This window comes from Williamsia sp. CHRR-6, assembly GCF_018474015.1.
In the GTDB taxonomy this organism is placed as follows: Bacteria; Actinomycetota; Actinomycetes; order Mycobacteriales; family Mycobacteriaceae; genus Williamsia_A.
The window spans coordinates 619,434-639,688 of record NZ_JAHCSG010000002.1 but is presented as its reverse complement, the minus strand read 5'-3'; the positions used below and the strand labels follow the sequence as shown (position 1 = coordinate 639,688).

Annotated in this window: 17 protein-coding genes and 1 pseudogene; 11 read left to right on the top strand and 7 right to left on the bottom strand. The window is 67.7% G+C overall.

Translation table 11 applies throughout. The features are described from left to right. Positions 1–158 (top strand): annotated as a pseudogene (locus KIK15_RS18350) (HNH endonuclease); the annotation flags it as partial. Between the two features lie 287 nt (positions 159–445). Here the strand turns inward: KIK15_RS18350 and KIK15_RS08860 are convergent. Beyond that, the gene (locus KIK15_RS08860; RefSeq protein ID WP_214243796.1) at positions 446–1,255 is read right to left on the bottom strand and encodes a biotin--[acetyl-CoA-carboxylase] ligase; all 810 of its coding nucleotides are present in this window, start codon (positions 1,253–1,255) and stop codon (positions 446–448) included. Between the two features lie 106 nt (positions 1,256–1,361). Here KIK15_RS08860 and KIK15_RS08855 point away from each other — a divergent pair, with 106 nt between their 5' ends. The 3 genes from KIK15_RS08855 (at position 1,362) to KIK15_RS08845 (ending at position 4,024) form a co-directional block, all read left to right on the top strand. Beyond that, the gene (locus tag KIK15_RS08855; protein ID WP_214243795.1) at positions 1,362–2,990 is read left to right on the top strand and encodes an acyl-CoA carboxylase subunit beta; all 1,629 of its coding nucleotides are present in this window, start codon (positions 1,362–1,364) and stop codon (positions 2,988–2,990) included. Positions 2,991–3,096: 106 nt separating this feature from the next. Further along, the gene (locus tag KIK15_RS08850; protein WP_214243794.1) at positions 3,097–3,339 is read left to right on the top strand and encodes an acyl-CoA carboxylase subunit epsilon; all 243 of its coding nucleotides are present in this window, start codon (positions 3,097–3,099) and stop codon (positions 3,337–3,339) included. Then, on the top strand, positions 3,320–4,024 hold the full coding sequence (locus KIK15_RS08845) for a nucleoside triphosphate pyrophosphatase (RefSeq protein ID WP_214243793.1): 705 nt from the start codon (positions 3,320–3,322) through the stop codon (positions 4,022–4,024). Before KIK15_RS08850 ends, KIK15_RS08845 begins: the two co-directional genes overlap by 20 nt. Here the strand turns inward: KIK15_RS08845 and KIK15_RS08840 are convergent. The 4 genes from KIK15_RS08840 to KIK15_RS08825 all read right to left on the bottom strand — a co-directional run bounded on the left by KIK15_RS08840 (position 4,015) and on the right by KIK15_RS08825 (position 9,671). Next, positions 4,015–5,406, bottom strand: a complete 1,392-nt coding sequence (locus tag KIK15_RS08840; RefSeq protein WP_214243792.1) for a hypothetical protein — start codon at positions 5,404–5,406, stop codon at positions 4,015–4,017. The two genes, KIK15_RS08845 and KIK15_RS08840, sit on opposite strands and share 10 nt — an antisense overlap. Beyond that, positions 5,403–6,869: a hypothetical protein gene (locus KIK15_RS08835; RefSeq protein ID WP_214243791.1), complete on the bottom strand. Its 1,467-nt coding sequence runs from the start codon at positions 6,867–6,869 to the stop codon at positions 5,403–5,405. The genes KIK15_RS08840 and KIK15_RS08835 overlap by 4 nt, the downstream gene beginning before the upstream one ends. Further along, on the bottom strand, positions 6,842–8,245 hold the full coding sequence (locus KIK15_RS08830) for a hypothetical protein (RefSeq protein ID WP_214243790.1): 1,404 nt from the start codon (positions 8,243–8,245) through the stop codon (positions 6,842–6,844). Before KIK15_RS08830 ends, KIK15_RS08835 begins: the two co-directional genes overlap by 28 nt. A gap of 70 nt (positions 8,246–8,315) precedes the next feature. Further along, the gene (locus KIK15_RS08825) at positions 8,316–9,671 is read right to left on the bottom strand and encodes a hypothetical protein (protein WP_214243789.1); all 1,356 of its coding nucleotides are present in this window, start codon (positions 9,669–9,671) and stop codon (positions 8,316–8,318) included. Positions 9,672–9,746: 75 nt separating this feature from the next. Between KIK15_RS08825 and KIK15_RS08820 the strand changes: the two genes are divergently transcribed. Beyond that, entirely contained in the window at positions 9,747–11,090 is a 1,344-nt protein-coding gene (locus KIK15_RS08820; protein ID WP_250324303.1) for a glycosyltransferase, read from the top strand. 100 nt (positions 11,091–11,190) lie between these two features. Continuing rightward, positions 11,191–12,075, top strand: a complete 885-nt coding sequence (locus KIK15_RS08815; RefSeq protein ID WP_214243788.1) for a glycosyltransferase family 2 protein — start codon at positions 11,191–11,193, stop codon at positions 12,073–12,075. A gap of 3 nt (positions 12,076–12,078) precedes the next feature. Here KIK15_RS08815 and KIK15_RS08810 read toward each other — a convergent pair whose 3' ends face one another. Beyond that, a complete protein-coding gene (locus KIK15_RS08810) occupies positions 12,079–12,933 on the bottom strand; it encodes an ABC transporter permease (RefSeq protein ID WP_250324302.1) in 855 nt (284 codons plus the stop codon). Then, positions 12,930–13,916 carry an ATP-binding cassette domain-containing protein gene (locus tag KIK15_RS08805; RefSeq protein WP_214243787.1) on the bottom strand — a complete coding sequence of 329 codons (987 nt, stop codon included), beginning with the start codon at positions 13,914–13,916 and terminating at the stop codon, positions 12,930–12,932. Before KIK15_RS08805 ends, KIK15_RS08810 begins: the two co-directional genes overlap by 4 nt. 531 nt (positions 13,917–14,447) lie before the next feature. Between KIK15_RS08805 and KIK15_RS08800 the strand changes: the two genes are divergently transcribed. The 5 genes from KIK15_RS08800 to KIK15_RS08780 all read left to right on the top strand — a co-directional run bounded on the left by KIK15_RS08800 (position 14,448) and on the right by KIK15_RS08780 (position 20,251). Next, the gene (locus KIK15_RS08800; protein WP_214243786.1) at positions 14,448–15,938 is read left to right on the top strand and encodes a condensation domain-containing protein; all 1,491 of its coding nucleotides are present in this window, start codon (positions 14,448–14,450) and stop codon (positions 15,936–15,938) included. After that, the gene (locus tag KIK15_RS08795) at positions 15,935–17,461 is read left to right on the top strand and encodes a condensation domain-containing protein (protein ID WP_214243785.1); all 1,527 of its coding nucleotides are present in this window, start codon (positions 15,935–15,937) and stop codon (positions 17,459–17,461) included. Before KIK15_RS08800 ends, KIK15_RS08795 begins: the two co-directional genes overlap by 4 nt. Beyond that, on the top strand, positions 17,452–18,816 hold the full coding sequence (locus KIK15_RS08790; protein ID WP_250324300.1) for a condensation domain-containing protein: 1,365 nt from the start codon (positions 17,452–17,454) through the stop codon (positions 18,814–18,816). Before KIK15_RS08795 ends, KIK15_RS08790 begins: the two co-directional genes overlap by 10 nt. Before the next feature lie 113 nt (positions 18,817–18,929). Continuing rightward, positions 18,930–19,814, top strand: coding sequence for a sulfurtransferase (locus tag KIK15_RS08785; RefSeq protein ID WP_214243783.1), 885 nt, complete (start codon positions 18,930–18,932; stop codon positions 19,812–19,814). After that, positions 19,811–20,251, top strand: a complete 441-nt coding sequence (locus KIK15_RS08780) for a SufE family protein (RefSeq protein ID WP_214243782.1) — start codon at positions 19,811–19,813, stop codon at positions 20,249–20,251. Before KIK15_RS08785 ends, KIK15_RS08780 begins: the two co-directional genes overlap by 4 nt. The last annotated feature ends 4 nt before the right edge of the window (positions 20,252–20,255 follow it).

The window sequence follows — 20,255 nt, the reverse complement described above, 5'->3', positions numbered from 1 at the left end:
GCGCCTGCCACGTCGACGTCCACCACCGCGGCTGGGACGTCATCATGGGCCACGACCGCCACCCCTGGCTCCGCCCACCCGCATCCATCGACCCCCACCAAACACTCATGCCCTCCTACCACCGCCGAACGATGAACCTCACCAGCATCGCCGCCTAACCGACCCACAACCCGGGGGCCCAGCCCCACCACGATGTTTGAGAACTCAACAATGCAGCGACGTGTCGAGTGGGTGGAACAGCGCCGTCGAGTGGGAGGCGCTTTTTGCCGCCCACTCGACGGGGTTTTCCGCCCACTCGACGGGGTAAACGCACGGGCCAGGGCACACAACCACGCCGGGCTCAGCCAACAGCGCGGCTCACCATCTACTGCGTCGGCTGGACCGAAGCGCACTCCGTGCTTTCGACCCACCCGACAGGGACCGCAGCGCACTACGTGCTTTCGAACTACCCGACCGGCCGCAGGTGGGTGACGTCGCCGGCTGCGACCGCGAACCGCGTTGCACCATCGGCGGGGTCGACGACCAGGCGGCCGTCATCGTCGACGTCCACCGCGGTGGCGACCACCGTCGAGCCATCGGGCAGGTCGAGCCGGACACGTGCGCCAAGGGTGATGCACCGCTGCCGGTACGCCGCGGCGATGTCGGGTATCCGGTTGGGCCACAACGCGATCAGTTCACCCAATCGCGCCAAGACCGCGCCGGCGAGTGCGGACCGGTCCACGGGACTCTCGGTGTGCAGGTTCAGCGACGTGGCGGTAGGAACCGGCAACTGCTCGGCACCGAGCCCCGTGTTCACCCCGATGCCAACGACAACTGTTGGCCCCGCGGCCAACTCGGCCAGGATCCCCGACACCTTGGCCCCGCCCACCAGCACGTCGTTGGGCCACTTGAGTTCGGCGACGACCCCGGTCACCTCGGCGATGGCCTCGGCCACGGCCACCCCACTCAGTAGCGACACCCAGCCCAGTCGTGCGATCGCGTCCCGGTCGCGGGCATCGAGCGCCACCGACATGGCGACTTGCGCACCCGGCGGCGACACCCAGGTACGGCCATGCCTGCCACGCCCGGCAGTCTGGTGCTCGGCGAGCAGAACCGAACCCACCACCGACTCCGATCCCTGTCCGCATCGGCCCACCAGGTCGGCGTTGGTCGACCCGGTGGCCGCCACCACCTCGATCGGCCGCCACCCGTCGCCGGCGGCCGCCGCTATGCGCTCGACGTCGAGCACTGGCGGAGACGCGGATGTCGGTGTCATGAGGGCCGAGCCTAGCCATGGCCAGACGTCCACGCCCGATGTCCTTGACCCCATAGACCGCAGGCCGGTAGCCCCGACCGATCGAACGCTCGCTAGCATCATGGCCATGACGACAGCCTCCCGTGATGCCGACTCGACGCCCGACATCCACACCACGGCCGGAAAGCTCGCCGACCTGCGCAATCGCTTGGCCGAAGCCGAGGCCCCGGTGGGTCCGGCCGCCATCGAGAAGGTGCACGCCAACGGCAAACTGACCGCTCGGGAGCGCATCCTGCACCTGCTCGACGACGGTTCGTTCGTCGAACTCGACGCGCTGGCCAAGCACCGCAGCACCAACTTCGGCCTGGCCGAGCGGCGCCCCACCGGCGACGGCGTGGTCACCGGCTACGGCACCGTCGACGGCCGCGAGGTGTGCGTCTTCAGCCAGGACGCCACCGTCTTCGGCGGCAGCCTCGGCGAGGTGTACGGCGAGAAGATCGTCAAGGTCATGGACCTCGCCCTCAAGACCGGTCGACCGCTGATCGGCATCAACGACGGTGCCGGCGCCCGCATCCAGGAAGGTGTGGTCTCACTCGGGCTCTACGGCGAGATCTTCCACCGCAACGTGCGCGCCTCAGGCGTCATCCCGCAGATCTCGTTGATCCTCGGCGCCGCAGCGGGCGGTCACGTCTACTCCCCCGCCCTCACCGACTTCGTGGTGATGGTCGACAAGGCCAGCCAGATGTTCATCACCGGTCCCGACGTCATCAAGACCGTCACCGGCGAAGACGTCACCAAGGAAGACCTCGGCGGCGCCCAGACCCACATGAGCAAGTCCGGTACCGCCCACTACGTCGCCTCCGACGAGGACGACGCACTGGACTACGTCAAGGAGTTGCTCGGCTACCTGCCCAGCAACAACCGCGCGCAGGCACCGCGGCTGCCGGTCGACGCACCGGCCGCCGGGTCGATCGAAGAAACCCTCAACGACGAAGACCTCGAGCTCGACACCCTCATCCCGGACTCCCCCAACCAGCCCTACGACATGCACGAGGTGATCCGACGCATCCTCGACGACGACGAGTTCCTCGAGGTGCAGGCCGGTTACGCCGCCAACGTGATCGTCGGTTTCGGCCGGGTCGACGGACGCAGCGTGGGGATCGTGGCCAACCAGCCCACGCAGTTCGCCGGTTGCCTGGACATCAACGCCTCGGAGAAGGCCGCCCGGTTCGTGCGCACCTGCGACGCCTTCAACATCCCCATCATCACGTTGGTCGACGTCCCAGGCTTCCTTCCCGGCACCGAGCAGGAATACAACGGCATCATCCGCCGCGGCGCGAAGCTGCTCTACGCCTACGGTGAGGCCACCGTCGGCAAGATCACCGTCATCACCCGCAAGGCCTACGGCGGTGCCTACGACGTGATGGGCTCCAAGCACATGGGTGCCGATGTGAACCTGGCGTGGCCGACCGCGCAGATCGCGGTCATGGGCGCCTCCGGTGCCGTCGGATTCGTCTACCGCCGCGAACTCAAAGAAGCCGAGGCCACTGGCGCCGACGTCGACGCCCTCCGGCTGCAGCTGCAGCAGCAGTATGAGGACACCCTGGTCAACCCGTATGTGGCCGCCGAACGCGGGTACGTCGACGCAGTCATTCCGCCGTCGCACACCCGGGGTCAGATCGCCACCGCGCTCAAGCTGCTCGAGCGCAAGATGGTGACCCTGCCCCCGAAGAAACATGGGAACATCCCCCTGTGAGCGCAGCGAACAACGGAAGCACTGTGAGCGCAGCGAACACCAGAAGCACAGCGAGCGCAGCGAACAACAGAAGCACTGCGAGCGCAGCGAACGACGAGGTGTACCCATGAGCGAGCAACCGAGCGCCTCCGAGGCGACTCCGGCACCCACGCTGCGCATCGTCAGCGGCAATCCCACCGACGAGGACGTGGCCGTGTTGGTCGCGGTGCTCGGGGCCGCTGGTGGCGGCGACGGCGAGCAGGAGCAGTCCACCGACAACCAGAACATGTGGGGCCGCCCGGTCGACATGTTGCGGTCCACCGACCCGCTGGCCCCGTCGGTCTTTTTGAATGTCGCCCAACGCTACTGATCGGATCCGAGTCGTCCTCGGGTCCGCCTCCAGTGGCCGGTTGCGCGTATTGCGCAGTGCCGGAATCGATCCGACGGTGATCGTCTCCGACGTCGACGAGGACGCACTGATCGAGTCGCTGGGAAGCGACGCTGCCCCGGATCAGGTGGTCACCACCTTGGCGCAGGCGAAGGCGACGGCGGTGGCCCAACGCATCCTCGACGGCGCGGTCGAGCAGATTCCTGCCGACACCGATGCGGTGGTCATCGGCTGCGATTCGATGCTCCTCATCGACGGCCGACTCGTCGGCAAACCACACACGCCCGAACGTGCTCGCACACACTGGCGTTCGGTGCGGGGTCGCAGTGGCGAGCTGATGACAGGTCACTGCGTGCACCGGCTGTCCGGTGGCGCGGTGATCGGCGTCGCTTCTGCGGCGGCGGTGACCACGGTCCACTTCAGTGACGCCGACGACGCGGTGATCGACGCCTACGTCGCCACCGGCGAGCCGCTGGAGGTGGCGGGCGGGTTCACCATCGACGGCCTCGGCGGTTGGTTGATCGACGGTGTCGACGGTGACCCCTCAGCTGTGGTCGGCATCGGACTTCCGTTGGTGCGCAGACTGTTCGCCGATCTGGATGTGTCGGTGGCCGACCTGTGGCGCACCGCGCGGGCGACACCGGGGGCCGCGACCGCTCACCAGTAGGTGTGCGCCAGTCCCCAGCGGTCGAGTTCGGCGCTGACCAGGCCACGCATCTGGTCGGTGGAGGTGAAACAGTCCGGGTGCATTCCCGCCACAGCCAGCGTGATATGTCCAGGGTGGATCGCGACCCACCCCGAGACCCCCAACCCGGTGCGGCGGCGGAAGGCCGGGCTCTGGCCCCGACTACCTGCACGAAAGACCACATCGGCAGCGGTCACGTCACCGAGGGTCATCAGCGGCGGCGGCACCGGGCCCAGGTTCGACGCGCTGGCCTGCGGACCGGGGATCATCGGCACGATCCGCTTGAGCACCACCGGCGGCACCAGTCGAGCCAACGTATGTGTCGGATCGTCGGCCGAGTCACGCTGCGCCAAAGCATGTTTGGTCAGCGCACGGATCTCGCCGAGGCCGCTCTGGGGGTCGATGGGTCCCGGTATCCGGATGGTCACGCCGACAGCTACGTTGACCCGCCGATCGTTCGGGACGCGACCGTCCACCGAGATCCCGAGACTGGTGTGGCCCGAACGGGTGGGAACCCCGGCACGCTGGGCGAGTCCGGCCATGACGGCGCACAGCAGACTGTTGGACGTGCCTGCATGCGCGGCCGCGCAGTCCTCCCAGCGGGCCCGGTCCACGGTGAGAATCACCTCGATCGGGTCGGGGGTGTCGACCGGGGCGGGCCTCGGGGTGACCGGACGGGTGCGCGCGTTCGGGGTCGGGTTCGGGCGAGGATTCTTGGCCGAGAACGCCGCTGCCAGCAGAGATCTCGCGGCACCGGCGGCCGCCCCGAGCTGACCTGCGGCGTCGGCGAGATCATCACGCCAGGACCCGCCGTCGGCCACGACGTGGCGGGGAGGTGCGCCCGCCATCGCCCGCGCCACCTCGTCTGTGGTCCGGATACCGTCGCCGACGACGTGTGAGGTGATCAGTGACAGCAGCCGCCGGCCACTGTCGGTCCTCGTGGTGGCCAGATGCCATGCGCGCCCGGCGGTGGGCGCGAGCGGCCCACAGCGCTGGTGGGTGTTGAACCAGTCCATCGTGGCGTCGTCGGATACGGGTGCAGGGTCGTCGTGGAGTGGACTCGCGGTGGTAGGTCGCTGCCAGCGGTGGCGGGCCACGGGAACACGGGGGCTGACCGCGGCCAGCGCCACCCCGCTGCGGGTCACCCGATCGTGAAATGCGCGCACCGCATCCATGCCGGGATCGGAGGTGAACACCCATCCGATCTGCATCGGGACCTCGAAGCCGAGATGACGCTGGGCGAGCAGATAGGACTCGGCTGATCCCGAGACCCTTCTCTCCAGGCAATCGACTGGCTCCGAGTGCTCGGCTGGCTCGAGGTGTTCGGCCATGTCAGCGGCTTCCTCTTCCGGATGCGTGGTCACCAGAACTCGGGGGTCAGACCCCAGTCCCGCACCTCGGCGGTCAGCAGTTCCCGTAGTTCACCGGTCGACCCGATGCAGTCGGGATGTTGCACGGTGACCGCGAGGGTCACCCGCTCGGGATGGGTTGTCAGCCACACCGACACGCCGGTTCCGGCGCGTCGGCGCGCCTGGACGGTCGTGCCTTGGCTGGCGGCCCGGATGCACACCGATCGGGCGCGGTGACCGGCGAGGGTCATCAGTTCTGGCGGGACCGCACCGAGGTTGGATGTGGTGACCATCGGTCCCGGGATCGCAGACATCAACCGGCGCAACACCGGTCGGGGCAGCAATCGGGCCACCAACTGCATCGGATCGGCGCCGTCGACGTCGGGGCGTGCGGCGGCGGCGATCAACGCCTGCTTGGTCAGCGATCGGACCAGCTGCAGGTCGGCGCCCGGACCGAGCCGACCGGGGACCCGGATCTGTACTCCCCCAGCCACGTTCGCGCGGCGATCGGCCTGCGTGCGGCCGTCCACGGAGATGACGATGCTGGTCTGGCCCGACGGTGACGGCGCCCCGATGCGCTGGGCCACGCCACCGGCGAAGGCGCACAGCAGCGCATTCGACGACCCGCCGTTGCTGGTGGCACACGCGGCCCACCGCTGGGCGTCGATGTCGAGCACCGTCGTGACCGGCTCGGCCGGTGGGTGCGGCGACACTGCGGGCGCCGCGACGGGACGAGCTGGGATCTGTTGCCGCCCCGCACCGTTCAGACCAGCCGATTTCCCTGCCGCCGAGTTCACCGCGGGACCGGTCACGTCGGGCTCGCGTCGTGATCGCCGCGCGAGCACCGCCCGCGCGGCGCCACCGATCACCCGCGCCGCGGCACCGAGCTGCGCAGCGGCATCGCGAAGGTCAGCGACGATCTCACCGACACCCGGTGCCACCGGTTCGGGCACGAGCCGATCGGAGGTCAAACCGGTCATTGCCCTGCCCACCTCGTCGATCATCCGACGGCCGTCGGCCACCGCATGCGACACCAGCAGCGAGACCACTCGGCCACCGTCGGTGGTGCCCGCAGTGGCCAGCTGCCAGGCGCGGCCGTCGCGGGGGGCGAGGCGATGCTCGCGGACGTGGGCGTCCAGCCACTGCGAGACACCACCTGGCGCCACCGGGACGGGATCGATGAACAGTGGGGCACAGTCGGCGCAGCGCTGCCACCGAGACCTCGCCGCAGGCACTCTGGGCGACACGGCGCGGAGCGACAACGAGCTGGCGACGAGCCGCTGATGCACACGGCCGATGGCATCGACCCCCGGATCGGTCTCGAACACCCACGCGGTGTTCATCGGGATGTGCACGCCCATCGTCTCGTCCACGAGCAGGAACGATTCACCCGCTCCGCTGACACGCTCCTCCAGGAGCACGGGGGCTGTGCTGACGCTCGGGTCCACCGTCACCACGGTGTCGCGGTCAGTCCCCACACCCGCACCTCCTCGTCGATCCACCGCTGAAGCTGATCCCGGTCGCCGTAGAAGTCCGGGTGCAGGCCACACACCACCAACGTGACTCGGTCGGCGTACTCGTTGCAGAAGGCGGTGACATAGGGCCGCGCGTACCGCCGACGGCCCTGCGACGACAACCCCCGCGACGCCGAGGCGATGAAATGCGACGACGCCGCCACCCCGCCGATCGTGAGGATGTCGTCGGTGATCACCCCCAGATTGGACAGGGTGGTGTCTGGAGCGGGGAACGATCCGACGACCCGCTTCATCAGCGCACCCGGCACCAGGCGGACCAGTGCATGCAGCTCCTCGGCCCCGTCTCGCCGGCCGGATTCGGCGTAGTCGATGAGCTGCGCCTTGACCGCGTGTCGGATCTCGGCCAGGCCGCGCTCTGGTGTCTGTGGACCTCGGACCCTTATCCAGACTCCGCCGGCGGCGTTGGCACGGTCGTCGTCAGCGCTGCGACGGTCGACGACGACGCACAGGGCCAGCTCGGCGTCCTCCGGCACTTCCTCGGCGCGGCGCACCACACCAGCGAGCACCGCCGCGAACAGACTGTTGTTGGTGCCCTGGAGTTCTCGCGCACGCGCCGTCCAGTGGTCGCGGTCGATGTCGACGACGACGACGCTGATCTCCCGGTCCTGCTCGCGACGACAGGGGCGCACCCGTCGTGCTCGCGGGGCCGGCTTCTGTTGGTCACGGCTCCGGCTTGCCGCCGCGACACGCACCAGCGTCCCCACTGCTGTTGCTGCGGCAACGATCTGCCCGGCCGCGTCTCGCAGATCCGCACGCAGCCCGGCCCACCCGCGCGTCACCTCGATGTCGGGCAGCGTGTTGACACACTCTCCGCTCACGGCGCGCTGCAGTTCAGCCCGAAGTCCGCGGCCGTCGCAGGCCATGTGTGAGGCCAGCAACGACACCACGCGACGACCCGACGTGGTCAACACCGCGGCGACGTCCCAGGCGTGACCGTGGGTCGGGGAGATGGGCGTGTGACGCAGATGATCGGCGAGCCAGCCCTGCACGTCATCATCGGCGATGGTCTGGGCCTGCAGCTTCGGCCCGGCGGGCGGGGCGGCTCGCACCCAGCGATGGCGGGCGAGGGGAACCCTGGGGGCGACAGCTCGCCGGTTCAGCAGGCCATGGCCGAGTTCGGTGTGCCACTGGCGAATCGATTCCTCGCCCGGGTCGGTGTCGAACACCCAGACCACCTGGATCGGCGCCTGAACACCGACAACCCGCTCGGCGATCACGAATGCCTCTTCGCCATCGCGCACCCGGACGTCACGCGGCCGGGAGGAACGACAGGGATCCGGCGCAGGCGAGACGGCGCGCGTCGTCGTGAGCTCGGACATCACAACAGATTAGGGCGGGTCATCATCTCCGGCAGGGCGAGCAGCTGTGCCGATGACCACATCGCTGCGCTCACCAGATGCGATGCGGCAGACCCCAGGCGTCGAGTTCGGCAGCGAGCATCGCGCGCAACTCGTCGTCGTCGACGACGACCGACTCGTCGAAGGCGGCAACGGAGAACGTCACCGTGTCGCCGGCCTCGATGAACCACGACTGCAACCCGTCGCCGAAGCGGTACGGCAGGTGCGGATCGACCCCCTGCGCGTCGCCACGAAACGCCAGTCCGTCTGCCCGCACGCCGCCGAGGGTCAGCACATCCTCGCCGTAGCTGCCGATGTTCGAGGTGAGCGCATCGGGGATGCCGGTGCCCGCTGTCGCAGCCTTGACCACCACCGACGTCGGAAGCACATGCATCAGCGGCTGTAGGTGGATCATCGGCGGTCGGTGACCTGCGGCCAGTCGCGCGTAGGCCTGCTTGCACAGGGTCCGCACAGCGGTCAGATCGCCGCCGGCCACCACCTCATCGGCCAGGTACACCGAGACACCCGCGGTGGCGTTGGCGCGCTCGTCGGTTGCTCCGGTCCGCTGGCTGACCGGGATGCCCACCTTCAGCGGCTCGTCCGCGGGGTGGGCCCAACGCGATCGCAGTGCTCCGGCGATCACCGCGACGAACAACACGTTCACGGTGCCACCGTGACTCTGGGCCACGGCCTTCCACTGCACAGCCGGAACACTGACGATCGCCCACCGGGTTCTCGCCGCAGGTGCCCGCGCGGCGGGCACAGTGCGGCCCGAGCGGGGATCGGGCGGCAGCCCCGCATCGGCCGCAGCGCCCCTCGCGGCGAGCATCCGGCGGCGTCCGGTCTCGTAGACGGCCCGACCCACCCCGGTGGCCACGGCCGCGAGCTGGCGCACCACGTCGATGGCGTCGGCCGCACGGACCGCTGCCGAATCGGGCGGGGCGATCGGGAGCGGGTCGGCCGATCGACCGGCCATCGCGTCGGCCGCCGAGGCGACGAACACCTGACCGTCGGCCACCAGGTGCAGGGTGCACAGCGACAGTGCCGTTCCGCCGTCGGCGAGGTCGATGGCTCGCAACCGCCACTGCCGGCCAGCTCTCGGGTCGAGGCGTACCGCGTACATCTCGTCGGCAGCCCAGCGCAGGACCTGCGACCGCACCACAGATCCGGGATCGAACATCGCTGCGGGCGAGCACGCCGAGTGCGCCCACCGTGGGCGGGCAATCGGCACCGTCGCCTCGTGCACTCTGCGGTGCAGGGGTCCGCGGGCGAGGTCGGCGTTCATCGCCTCGATCGCTGCGGCCGGTATCCGGGTGGGAAACGTCCAGATCAACTGCAACACCACCGACCACCCCAGTCCCCGATCCATGAACCAGTAGGTGAAGTCGGCGGCCTCGAGTCGTCGCATGCGCGAAATCGTAGGCGCCCGAGGCGATACGCACCGGTCCACGCGGCACTGCACGCCCTGCTCGGATGTGCCCTCATGCGGTATACAACCCTGCAAACCGACCCGGACGAGGATGTGATCGTGGACCTGTTGCTGGCGTTCAGCGGAAGCCGCGGCGACGTACAGCCGGGGCTGGTGTTGGGGACAGCGCTGACCCGACGCGGCCACCGGGTGCGCATCGCGGTGCCCCCCAATTTGGTCGAGTTCGCCCGACGTTCCGGCCTACCAGTGCACCCCTGCGGGGTGGACACCTCAACCCTGCTGTCCTCGGATGTCGCTGTGTCACAGGTCAAGTCGTCGAATCCGCGTACCCGGCTCGCAGCGGTGGCAGCCATCGCCTCGGCCGGGGCGATGACCGCCCTGCGCGAGCTGATGGACCTGTCTCACGGTGCCGATGCCATCGTCGGCGGCAGCGTGGGCCAGGAGCGGATGCTGACCGTCGCCGAGGCCCGCGGTATCCCGTACCTGCCGGTGCACCTGTGCCCGATGCGGCCCAACCGCTCTGTGACGTTGCTCTCCGGCATGGGCGTTGCGACCCCACGACCGCTGTATCGGCCGAGCTGGTCGGTGATCGAGCGGGTGCTGTGGTGGAACAGTCGCGCCGCGGAGAACGCTCTGCGTGAGCACCTGGGCTTGTCGGCGGCCCGCTCACCGACCGGTCACCGGATCGACGCGCAACGGGTGGCCGACCGGCCGGTTCCGACCATCGGCGCATACGACCCAGCCCTGTTTCCCGGCCTCGACACCGAATGGGGCCGGCGCCGGCCACTGACCGGGTTCCTGACCCCCGATGCCACCCTGCGTGCGCGGTTGGGCGATGCCGGCGACGACACCGCACTCGAGGACTGGCTGTCCGACGGCGATGCACCGCTGTACGTGGGCTTCGGCAGCATGACCCTGCCCGACCCGGACGCGATGGCCACCGCGGTGCTGCGTACCGCTGCGGCCCTGGGCGTGCGGCTGCTGGTGGCCGCGGGCTGGTCGGGCTTTCTCTCCGATGTCTCCGACGACGACACGGTGATCGTGCGACCCACCGTCGACCACGCCCGGGTGCTGCCGCGTTGCCTGGCCGCCATCCACCACGGTGGGGCGGGTTCCACCGCCGCAACGGTGCGGGCCGGACTACCCACCTTCGCCTACTGGATGGGCGCCGACCAACCGATCTGGGCGCAGGCTCTACGGTCCGCCGGTATCGGGTCCGGGGCGCCGGCGGCGTCGGCGGACCCGACCCGGCTGACCGCCCAGATCCGCACACTGGTCGATGCCGCCACCCGTGATCGGGCCGCATCCGTCGCACGATCGATGGTCGACGAGGCCCAGGCCGCAGCCCGCGCGGTGGCCGTGATCGAGGCCACGATGACCGGCGCACAAGGGAACTGACACTGCCAGTGACCACGGGCGGCCGCCATCACCGAAGTCGGCCGCAGATCCACACCTCACCTACGATTCACCCACACAGTCTCGCCGAGACCGAGGAGCCATGGAATCCAAGTGCCTGTCGGTGGTCATACCGACCTACAACGAAGAAGAGATCGTCGGAGAATGCCTCGGACGGCTCCTGACCCAACTCGACCACATCCGCGAGATCGTGGTGGTGGACAACAACTCCACCGATTCAACCGTCGCCATCGTGACCGGCCTGGCCCGTCAGCACCCCGAGATCCGGGTGATCACCGAGACCGAACAGGGACTGGTGTTCGCACGCAATGCCGGGATGAACGCCGCTACAGGCGATTTCGTTGCACGTATCGATTCCGACTCGCTGGTGCCACCCCACTGGGCGCAGACGATCGTCGAGTTCTTCCTTGCCGACACCGAACAACGCTGGGCGGCACTGTGCGGGCGGGGTGAGGCCTACGGCCTGCCCTATGGCGACGGCATCACACGCCTCAAGAAGCGCCTGCCGGTCAACCCTTTTCGTTCTGCGGCCACCGAGGACAACCCGACGGTGCGATCGGTGCCGGTGCTCTACGGCTCCAACATGGTGCTGCGCGCCACGACGTGGGCGGCCATCCGAGATCGCGTGAGCATGCGACGCGACGTGTTCGAAGACGTCGACATGGGACTCTGCGTCGGCGAGACCGGCGGCCGCAACGCGTTTCTGCCCCACATCACCGTGGGGGTGTCACCGCGCCGAATGGAGACCGGCATGGTGGGATTCGTCCGCTACATGTCGTTTTTGCCCCGCACCCTGCTGCTGCACCAACGGTTCGGTTACGCCTTCGGGGCCATCACCATCTACCTGCCGTGGATCTCGTTCACCCACGCGCTGCGGCTGATCCTCATCCGCAGCTACGACGCCCAGTCGCAGACCTACTCGGCGCGCAACATCCTGCGGCCCACCGAGGATCGCGTGGTGCCGTGAGGCTCACCGCCGCATGTAGACCCGCAGGGTCAGCGGCGCGAAGACGGCCAGGATCACCGCGGCACTGGCCAGCGACCACAGGATCTCGCCGCTGTAGACCCCGTCGTTGACCATCTGACGCACCGCAGACACCAGGTGCGACACCGGGTTCACCTCGGCGACCGCCGACATCCAGCTGGGCATGGTGGCGGTGGGAACCAGCGCGTTGGACATCATCGTCAGCGGCATCAGGAGCAGCGTCGCGATGGCCTGCACCGAGGACGGCTTGCCCATCAGCACCCCCATCAGCGCGAAAATCCAGCTCATCGCAAAGCCGACCGTGATCACCAGCACGCACGAGATCACAGCGGGCACAACACCACTGACCTTGAAACCCAGCACGATCCCCACACCCATCGTCACCGAGGTGGCCACCGCGTAGCGCAGCACATCAGAGATGAGCGAGCCCGCCAGCGGAGCGATCCGAGCGATCGGCAACGACGTGAAGCGGTCGAACACCCCCTTGTTGACGTCCTCACACAGTTGCACACCGGTGGTCACCGATGCGGTGAGCGCCACCTGGACGAGGACGCCGGGAACCAGCAGCGGCAGATAGTTGCTGACACTGCCCGCGATGGCCCCGCCCAGCAGAGAAGAGAACAAGACCACCGCCACGATCGGCAAGATGATCACGTCGAACAAGCTGTGCGGACTGTGTTTGAGCTTCACCATCCCACGCCCGGCCATCGTGAACGATTGCGCGACGGCGCGACCGATGGTGATCCGGCGGACCACCGGGAACTCGACCCGCTCGGGCAGCGCATGGCGGCCCCGCGAGACTGTGTGGGTGACAACGGAATCGGAGGTGACAACGCTCATGCGGCATGCTCCTGACGGATGGCGCCGGCCGCCATCGATGTGCGTCCGGTCTGATCGGTGATGGCGAAGAAGACATCGTCGAGGGTGGGCTTGGCAACGGCGACCGAGGTGGTGACGATGCCGTGGTCGGCCAACGCCACCAGCATCGGGCCCACAGCTGCGGTGTCGGTGAGGGCGACGTTCACGATTCCGTCGACACCGACAGTCACGGTTCCGGGACTGAGATGGCCGAGAATCCTTCCGGCCATCACCGCATCGGCCACCCCGACGGTCACCTCGAGCGTCGAGGTGCCCACCGCATCCTTCAGACTGTCCGCGGTCCCCTCAGCGACCAGTCGACCGTGGTCGATCACCGCGATGCGATCGGCGAGTTGATCAGCCTCCTCGAGGTATTGCGTGGTGAGCAAAACGGTGGTGCCTTCGGCTACGAGGGTTCGCACCGTGCTCCACATCTGTTGGCGGGTGCGGGGATCGAGCCCGGTGGTCGGCTCGTCGAGGAACAGCAGCGGCGGCGCGGCGATCATGCTGGCCGCGAGATCGAGGCGTCGACGCATGCCGCCGGAGAAAGTCTTGATCTGCCGGTCCGCCACGTCGGCAAGAGCGAACGACTCGAGCAGGTCGTCGGCGCGGGCCCGCGATTGCCTGCGCGACAGGCCGATCAGACGCGAGAACAGCATGAGATTCTCAGCTGCGGTCATGTCCTCGTCCACCGACGCGTACTGCCCGGTGAGGCCGATCAGCGATCGGACCGCCACCGCGTCTGCGACGACGTCGAATCCGAACACACTGGCATGGCCCGACGTCGGCGCCACGAGGGTCGCGAGCATGCGCACCGTGGTGGTCTTGCCCGCGCCGTTGGGACCCAAGACCGCGAACACCGTGCCCGCGGATACGTCGAGGTCGACCCCGTCGACGGCGGTGAAGTCCCCGTATCGTTTCGTCAGCATGCGCGTCGATATCGCGAGCTGGTTCCCGTACGCCATCCGTTCAACCCTTCGGGTGCTCCTGCAGCGCGAAACCACCGCCGCAGCAGAGATTGAGTGAGACCAACCGCTTCGTCGAGGGGTCTGCGTGAAAACGCCTGGTGTCCTCGAGATTCGACGACTCGGCGTGCCGACAGTATGCCCCAACGACGTACCGCCGATCGCCACAGCCGACGCACGGAAGGAAAAACCACCGGGTCGGCGGTTCCGGGCGGCGGGGTGTTCACCACATCCCGAAGTGGCTGAAACCGCAATCAAGCTGCGAAGTAACGCGCTAGAAATAGTCACGGAACGTGATTGCTACAAGAATGATTTGAGTCATAAAGACACTGGTTAACGGGGTCAAAACGGCATCTTGAGTTTCGCGCTGGGATCAACGCAGCCACCCTGAGCTGCGTGGGGAGATTTCAGAAACACTCTCGCAACGTCGCGATCACATTGTTTTACAGGCACTCTAGTGATGTGGAACACGTCGATCTGTCGTAACTTTCTCCCAGTCATTACTTATGGTGAAGACTCGCAACGAGCCCGATGACGATCCGACCCGAAGATGCGTCGGCCATCAGGATCGCCACCACCAGAACTCTTTTCGGGGGTCATCGAATGCTGTTCACCGAACTTGCCGACTACCCACTTCCTTCCGGTCATGTCACCGAATGGATGCCGGTCGCACGTCCCGAAGCCTTTGTCTCCGATAACCGTCGGATCACGGCTCCACACGAGCACTATCTCGACGGAAACGCTTCGTGGCTCGGTGGGGTGTTACGTATCGGACTACGGCTGGACGAGAGCGCCCTGCGTGGCGCGCTCACCGACTGGGCGGTTCGTCACGAGGTCCTACGGACGACGGTGCGTCGAACCCATGGGCTCGTCGAACGCCGTACGGCCGACGCCGACGCCGTCAGCTGGGCACCGTCGGAGACCTCGATCATGGTGGATACCAGAGGGATTCACCAACAACTCGTGAGCACGTTCGACTCGGTGCTCAACCCGCACGTGTGGCCGCACTGTCGCGTGGTGACCATCGCGGGCTCTGTGGAGCCCGGCGATGAACACTTCACCTTGGTCTTCGCAGCCGACCACTCCGTGATGGACGCCTACTCGCTGCTCACCACCATCGCCGAGCTCGAGCACCTCTACCGCTGTCGATTCACCGGCATCGACCACGGCCTGGCACCGGCGGGCAGCCACATCGATCTCAGTGATCTCGACCGGGCAGCATCGGACTCCGTCGACGCCGAGCATCGGGCCGTACATCGCTGGGCCGAGTTCTTCGACCGCTGCGGCGGCGACTTTCCCGCCTTCCCACTGCCCACCGGCAGTCCCACTCAGGCCACAGCAGAACATCAGAGCGGGTTGGGCTTTCAGATGATCGGCCCCGATCAGGTCGCCCAGATCGCGACCGCGTGTCGACAACTCGGACACTCGATGCAGACCGGGATCGTTGCCGCCATGGCGATCGCCTCGGCTCGGATGACCGGCGCTGATCACCTTCGGTTCGCGATGCCCATGCACACCCGGGATCAACCCGATCTCGCGTTGTCGATGGGATGGTTCATCGGTATCGCACCGATCGAGGTGGACCTGCGTGACATCGACATCTCAACCCCCGCAGGCCATGCTGCCGCGATGTCAGCGGCGGCCGCGAGTATCCATGCGAGCAAGGATCTACGCGAGATCCACGTTCTGCGTATCGCAGAACATCTCGGCGGCACATATCGGCCGAGGTTCGTGATGTCCTATCTGGACTGCCGCTTCACCCCAGGTATGGCCGACTGGAGCGAGTGGCGCGCGCAAACGCTGCGCAGCCACGCGACCTCCGACGACGAGGTCTACTTCTGGATCGGCCGAGACGCGACCGGGTTGACTCTGTCGGCCCGCTTCCCCAGCAATCATGTCGCCACCAGCGCCGTGCACGACTTCATACGCCAGGTGATCGCCGTACTGCACGAGTTCGCCACGGTGGCAACACCCGCCGTCGGCGACGTCGACATGGCTGCGATCCAGGGAGCGGTGCGGTGAGGATCGAAGCGTTGGCGGTCTGGGATCTCCTGCCGGGCAGGCTGATCGAGCTTCGGCCCACCGCGGCTGCCGCTGCTGCGGCAGCAGTGGCAGTAGCCGACGACGAGCCGGGATCGGTCCTGCAGGAAAACCATCTCCGCTCGTCGGCGGCCGCGGCGGCCGAAGGCCGCGTGCACACCGCCTACCTGGGAGCCTTCACGATCGTCGACGGAGCGGTCGATGCCGCGGCCATGTGCCGGGCGCTGGCCCGGTTCGTCGACCGGCACGGCGGCCTGCGCACCCGGTTCACCGTGGACGGGGCTCGTATCGTCCGGCATCGGATACCCGGTGACGCAGTCGCTTTCGAGGCCCACGGGATCGGGACGGTCGACCACGACGCCGAGATCGTTCTCGACGCGACCGGTTGGCGCGGAACGCACCAAGAGTTCTTCACCAACCTCTACAGCGCACAGGCTAATGCTCTGCGGTGGCCTGGATTCGCGTTCGGGTTCGTCGACCACGGTGACCAGTTCACGATGTTCCTCGGGATCGATCATGCGATCAGCGATGGGGTCTCACAGACGTTCGCACTCAACGAGATCCACGAGTTCTATCTGGCCGAGAGTCAGGGACTGCCGCTGTCGCCCTACACCGCTCACCCGACCGACAGCTTCATCGACTACGCCCGTATCGAACGGGCTGAGACCGCTACGCTCTCGACCAGCTCACCCGATGTCGCCGAGCTGATCGAGATCTACCTGGCCAACGGCGGCGGGATGCCACGCTTTGCGCTCGACCTCGGACTGGCCCCGGGCGAGACCGCTCCGTGGTTCGGCGTTCGCCAACGGTTGCTCGACGACGCCGAGGCCAATGCCTTCGAATCACTCGTCACCGCAGCGGGATTCAAGGTTCCCAGCGCGTTGTACGCACTGTTGGCCACTCTCGACCGCGAGATCGCCGGGCGCAGAAGCTACTTCGGCATCAACGTCGTCAGCAGCCGCTCGACCGGGAACTTCATGCTCTCGCAAGGGTGGTTCTGTCACTTCGCCACGGTCGCGTTCGAGATCGGCGAGACGGCCACCTTCCTGGAGTGTCTGTCGCACGCCCACCAGGGATACCGGCGAGCCCGGCGGCTGGCGTCGGTCTCACCGGAGCTGATCTTCGCCGGCCTGCTCGAGGCCGGGGTCGCGCCGAGTGAGATCTTCCGGTCCCCGAACATGGTGTCCTACATAGATTTCCGCCAGTTCCCGGCCAACGGTAGCCCCGCCTACGACAACGGGATGCAGTTCACCGGCGAAGGCCGCACCAGCAACGCATCGCTGTGGGTCACCCGCGAGAGCGACGGGCTCTACGCGGGTTCGCAGACGCCCGACACCCCGGTCGCCAACAGTGTGATCGCACGCTACTTCACGCGCATGGTCGCGGTGTTGCGCGACATCGTCGACACCGGTGACCACCGCATCACCGACGTCGACTTCGACACGATCGCCGAGATCAGCTTCACCGGCACAGCGCGTGGACACCAGGCTCAGCCATGCACGTGACCACCATCGATCGATGGTCGCCCGCGCCGGGTGCCCTCGTGGTCTGTGAACTCGACCCATCGGGGGCCGCACCCGTCGAGTCGGCGATCCCACCGTCGTTCAACCAGCAGTTCCATCTCGCGGCCGCCTCGGCACCGGGTGCGCCCCACACGTGGCTGGCCGCCTCCTTCGACGTCACCGGTGGCGTCGATCGCAAAGCCCTCGAAGCCGCATACGCCGCGCTCGTACGGCGCCATCCCACCCTGCACAGCTCGTTCGAGCCACACGCGGGCCAGGTGGCTCGTCGCACGTTGCGCGATCCAGACCAATTCACCTACCGCACAGTAGATGTCGACTACTTCCACGACACCGACGAGCTCCGTGACACGCTGTGGACGACTCTCGACGAGCGCTGCGATCCCTTCGGGACACCGAGTTACGTGGTGGCCGCGATCGATCGGCCCGAGCGTTCGACGATCATCTGCGGGTTCGACCACATCCACGTCGACGCCTACTCGATCGCGATCGTGGTGGCCGACATGACCGCCCTGTACGCCGGATTCCGTGCTGAACCCGGCAGCTATGCAGGCGCCGACCTACCCCCCACCGGCAGCTTCCTGGAGTTCTGCGCCGAGCAGCACGACGAGACGCGTGCGGCCGATCCGAACTGTCCCACGCTGGGTCGCTGGGTCGAGTTCTTCACCGAGCGGCACAACATCCCACCGACCTTTCCCCTCGACCTCGGGGTCGGTCCGTCGGAGCGACACCCACAGGCGGTACTGCTTGACACTCTTGTGGATGCCGACGCCCTGGCGTCGGTGGAAACACACTGTCGCGCATCGGGTGCCAGTGTGTTCGCCGGCGTGCTGTCCGCCATGGCCCACGCCGTGCACGACCAGGGCGGGCCGCGCCGGGTGTCGATGCTGTTCCCGATGCACACCCGCCGATCGCGCCGCCACGCCGACGCCCTGGGGTGGTTCACCACCAACGCGCCGATGGTGATCGACCTCGAGCCCACTCTGGTCGAGACGATGCACATCGTGGGCCCGGCGCTGCGCGATGCGATATCCCTCGGCGAGGTGAACCTCGGCCGGGTGGTCGAGGCCATCGGCGGATTGAACCTGCAACGCAACGACATCTTCATGGTCAGCTACGTCGACTATCGGCGCCTGCCCGGCAGTGACGAACAGGCCGCCACGAATGCGACCCACGTCTCCAACGTCACCACCGCCGACGACGCGCAGTTCTGGGTGTCACGGACCGACAGTGGCTTGGCCTTGCGTGTCCGATACCCGGACAACCCGGTCGCCTCGGCCACCATCGCGGGGTATGTGACGGCGGTGCGGGCGCGGCTGCTCGACCTGATCGGACGCTGATCAGCTGCACCGACGGCACGAGGCGCCGATCATGCGTCCCGCGGGTGTGTCGCGTCCCACTGGCGCACTAGTGTTGGCAAGCACCCGCACCTGCAACGACTCGGAGCCCCGCCGTGACCGTCCCCACCGATCCCCACCCCGGCTTCGCCGCCTTCGCCCATCCCGAGCGGCTGGTGAGCACGGAGTGGCTGAGCGCCAACATCGGGACCCCGGGACTCAAGATCGTCGAGTCCGACGAGGACGTCTTGCTCTACGACATCGGCCACATCCCGCAGGCCCAGAAGATCGACTGGCACCTGCACCTCAACGATCCGGTCACCCGGGACTACATCGACGGTGCTGCTTTCGCCGAGTTGATGCGCAGCAAAGGCATCTCACGCGAGGACACGATCGTCGTCTACGGCGACAAGAACAATTGGTGGGCCGCGTACGCGATGTGGGTGTTCACCCTCTTCGGCCACGCCGACGTGCGACTGCTCGACGGCGGCCGCCAGGCATGGTTCGCCGAGGACCGCGAGACCAGCTTCGACGTACCCGCGTTCGCGCGCTCGGACTATCCGGTGGTCGAACGCGACGACACCCTCATCCGCGCGTTCGCCGACGAGGTCCGCACGGCGATCGGTACGCAGCCGTTGGTGGATGTGCGCTCGCCGCAAGAGTATTCGGGTGAGCGCACGCACATGCCCGAGTACCCGCAGGAGGGTGCGTTGCGCGGCGGACACATCCCCACCGCGTTGTCGATCCCGTGGGCGAAGGCCGCTGCCCCCGACGGGCGCTTTCGCAGCCGGGCCGAGCTGGATGCCATCTACGCCGACCTCGACCCCGCCACTCCCACCATCGCCTACTGCCGTATCGGCGAACGTTCGGCCCACACCTGGTTCGTGCTCACCCACCTGCTGGGGTTCTCGCATGTGCGCAACTACGACGGCTCCTGGACCGAGTGGGGCAACACGGTCCGCGCACCGATCGCGGTGGGCGACGAGCCCGGCGCGCTGTGACGCTGCCACCGCCGCTCGCCGAGATCGTCGACGACTTCGCCGCCCTGTCGGAATCCGACCGGGTGCAGCTGCTGCTGGAGTTCTCCGCCGACCTGCCCGACCTACCGGAGTCCATGCAGACCGAGGCGATGGAACCGGTGCCCGAATGCCAGTCGCCGGTGTTCCTCTCGGTCGATGCACATGATCCGTCGGCGGTCCGACTGTTCTTCAGCGCGCCGCGCGAGGCACCTACCACACGAGGGTTTGCCTCGATCCTGCACCAGGGTCTCGACGGCGCCGCCGCGGCCGACATCGCCGCTGTGCCCGACGACTTCTACACCGCACTGGGACTGGAGTCGGTGGTGAGCCCGTTGCGGCTGCGCGGCATGGCCGGGATGTTGGCCCGGATCAAAGGCCGGCTGCCGCAGCCGGGCGCCGACGCGACCCCCGGTCGCTGACCCC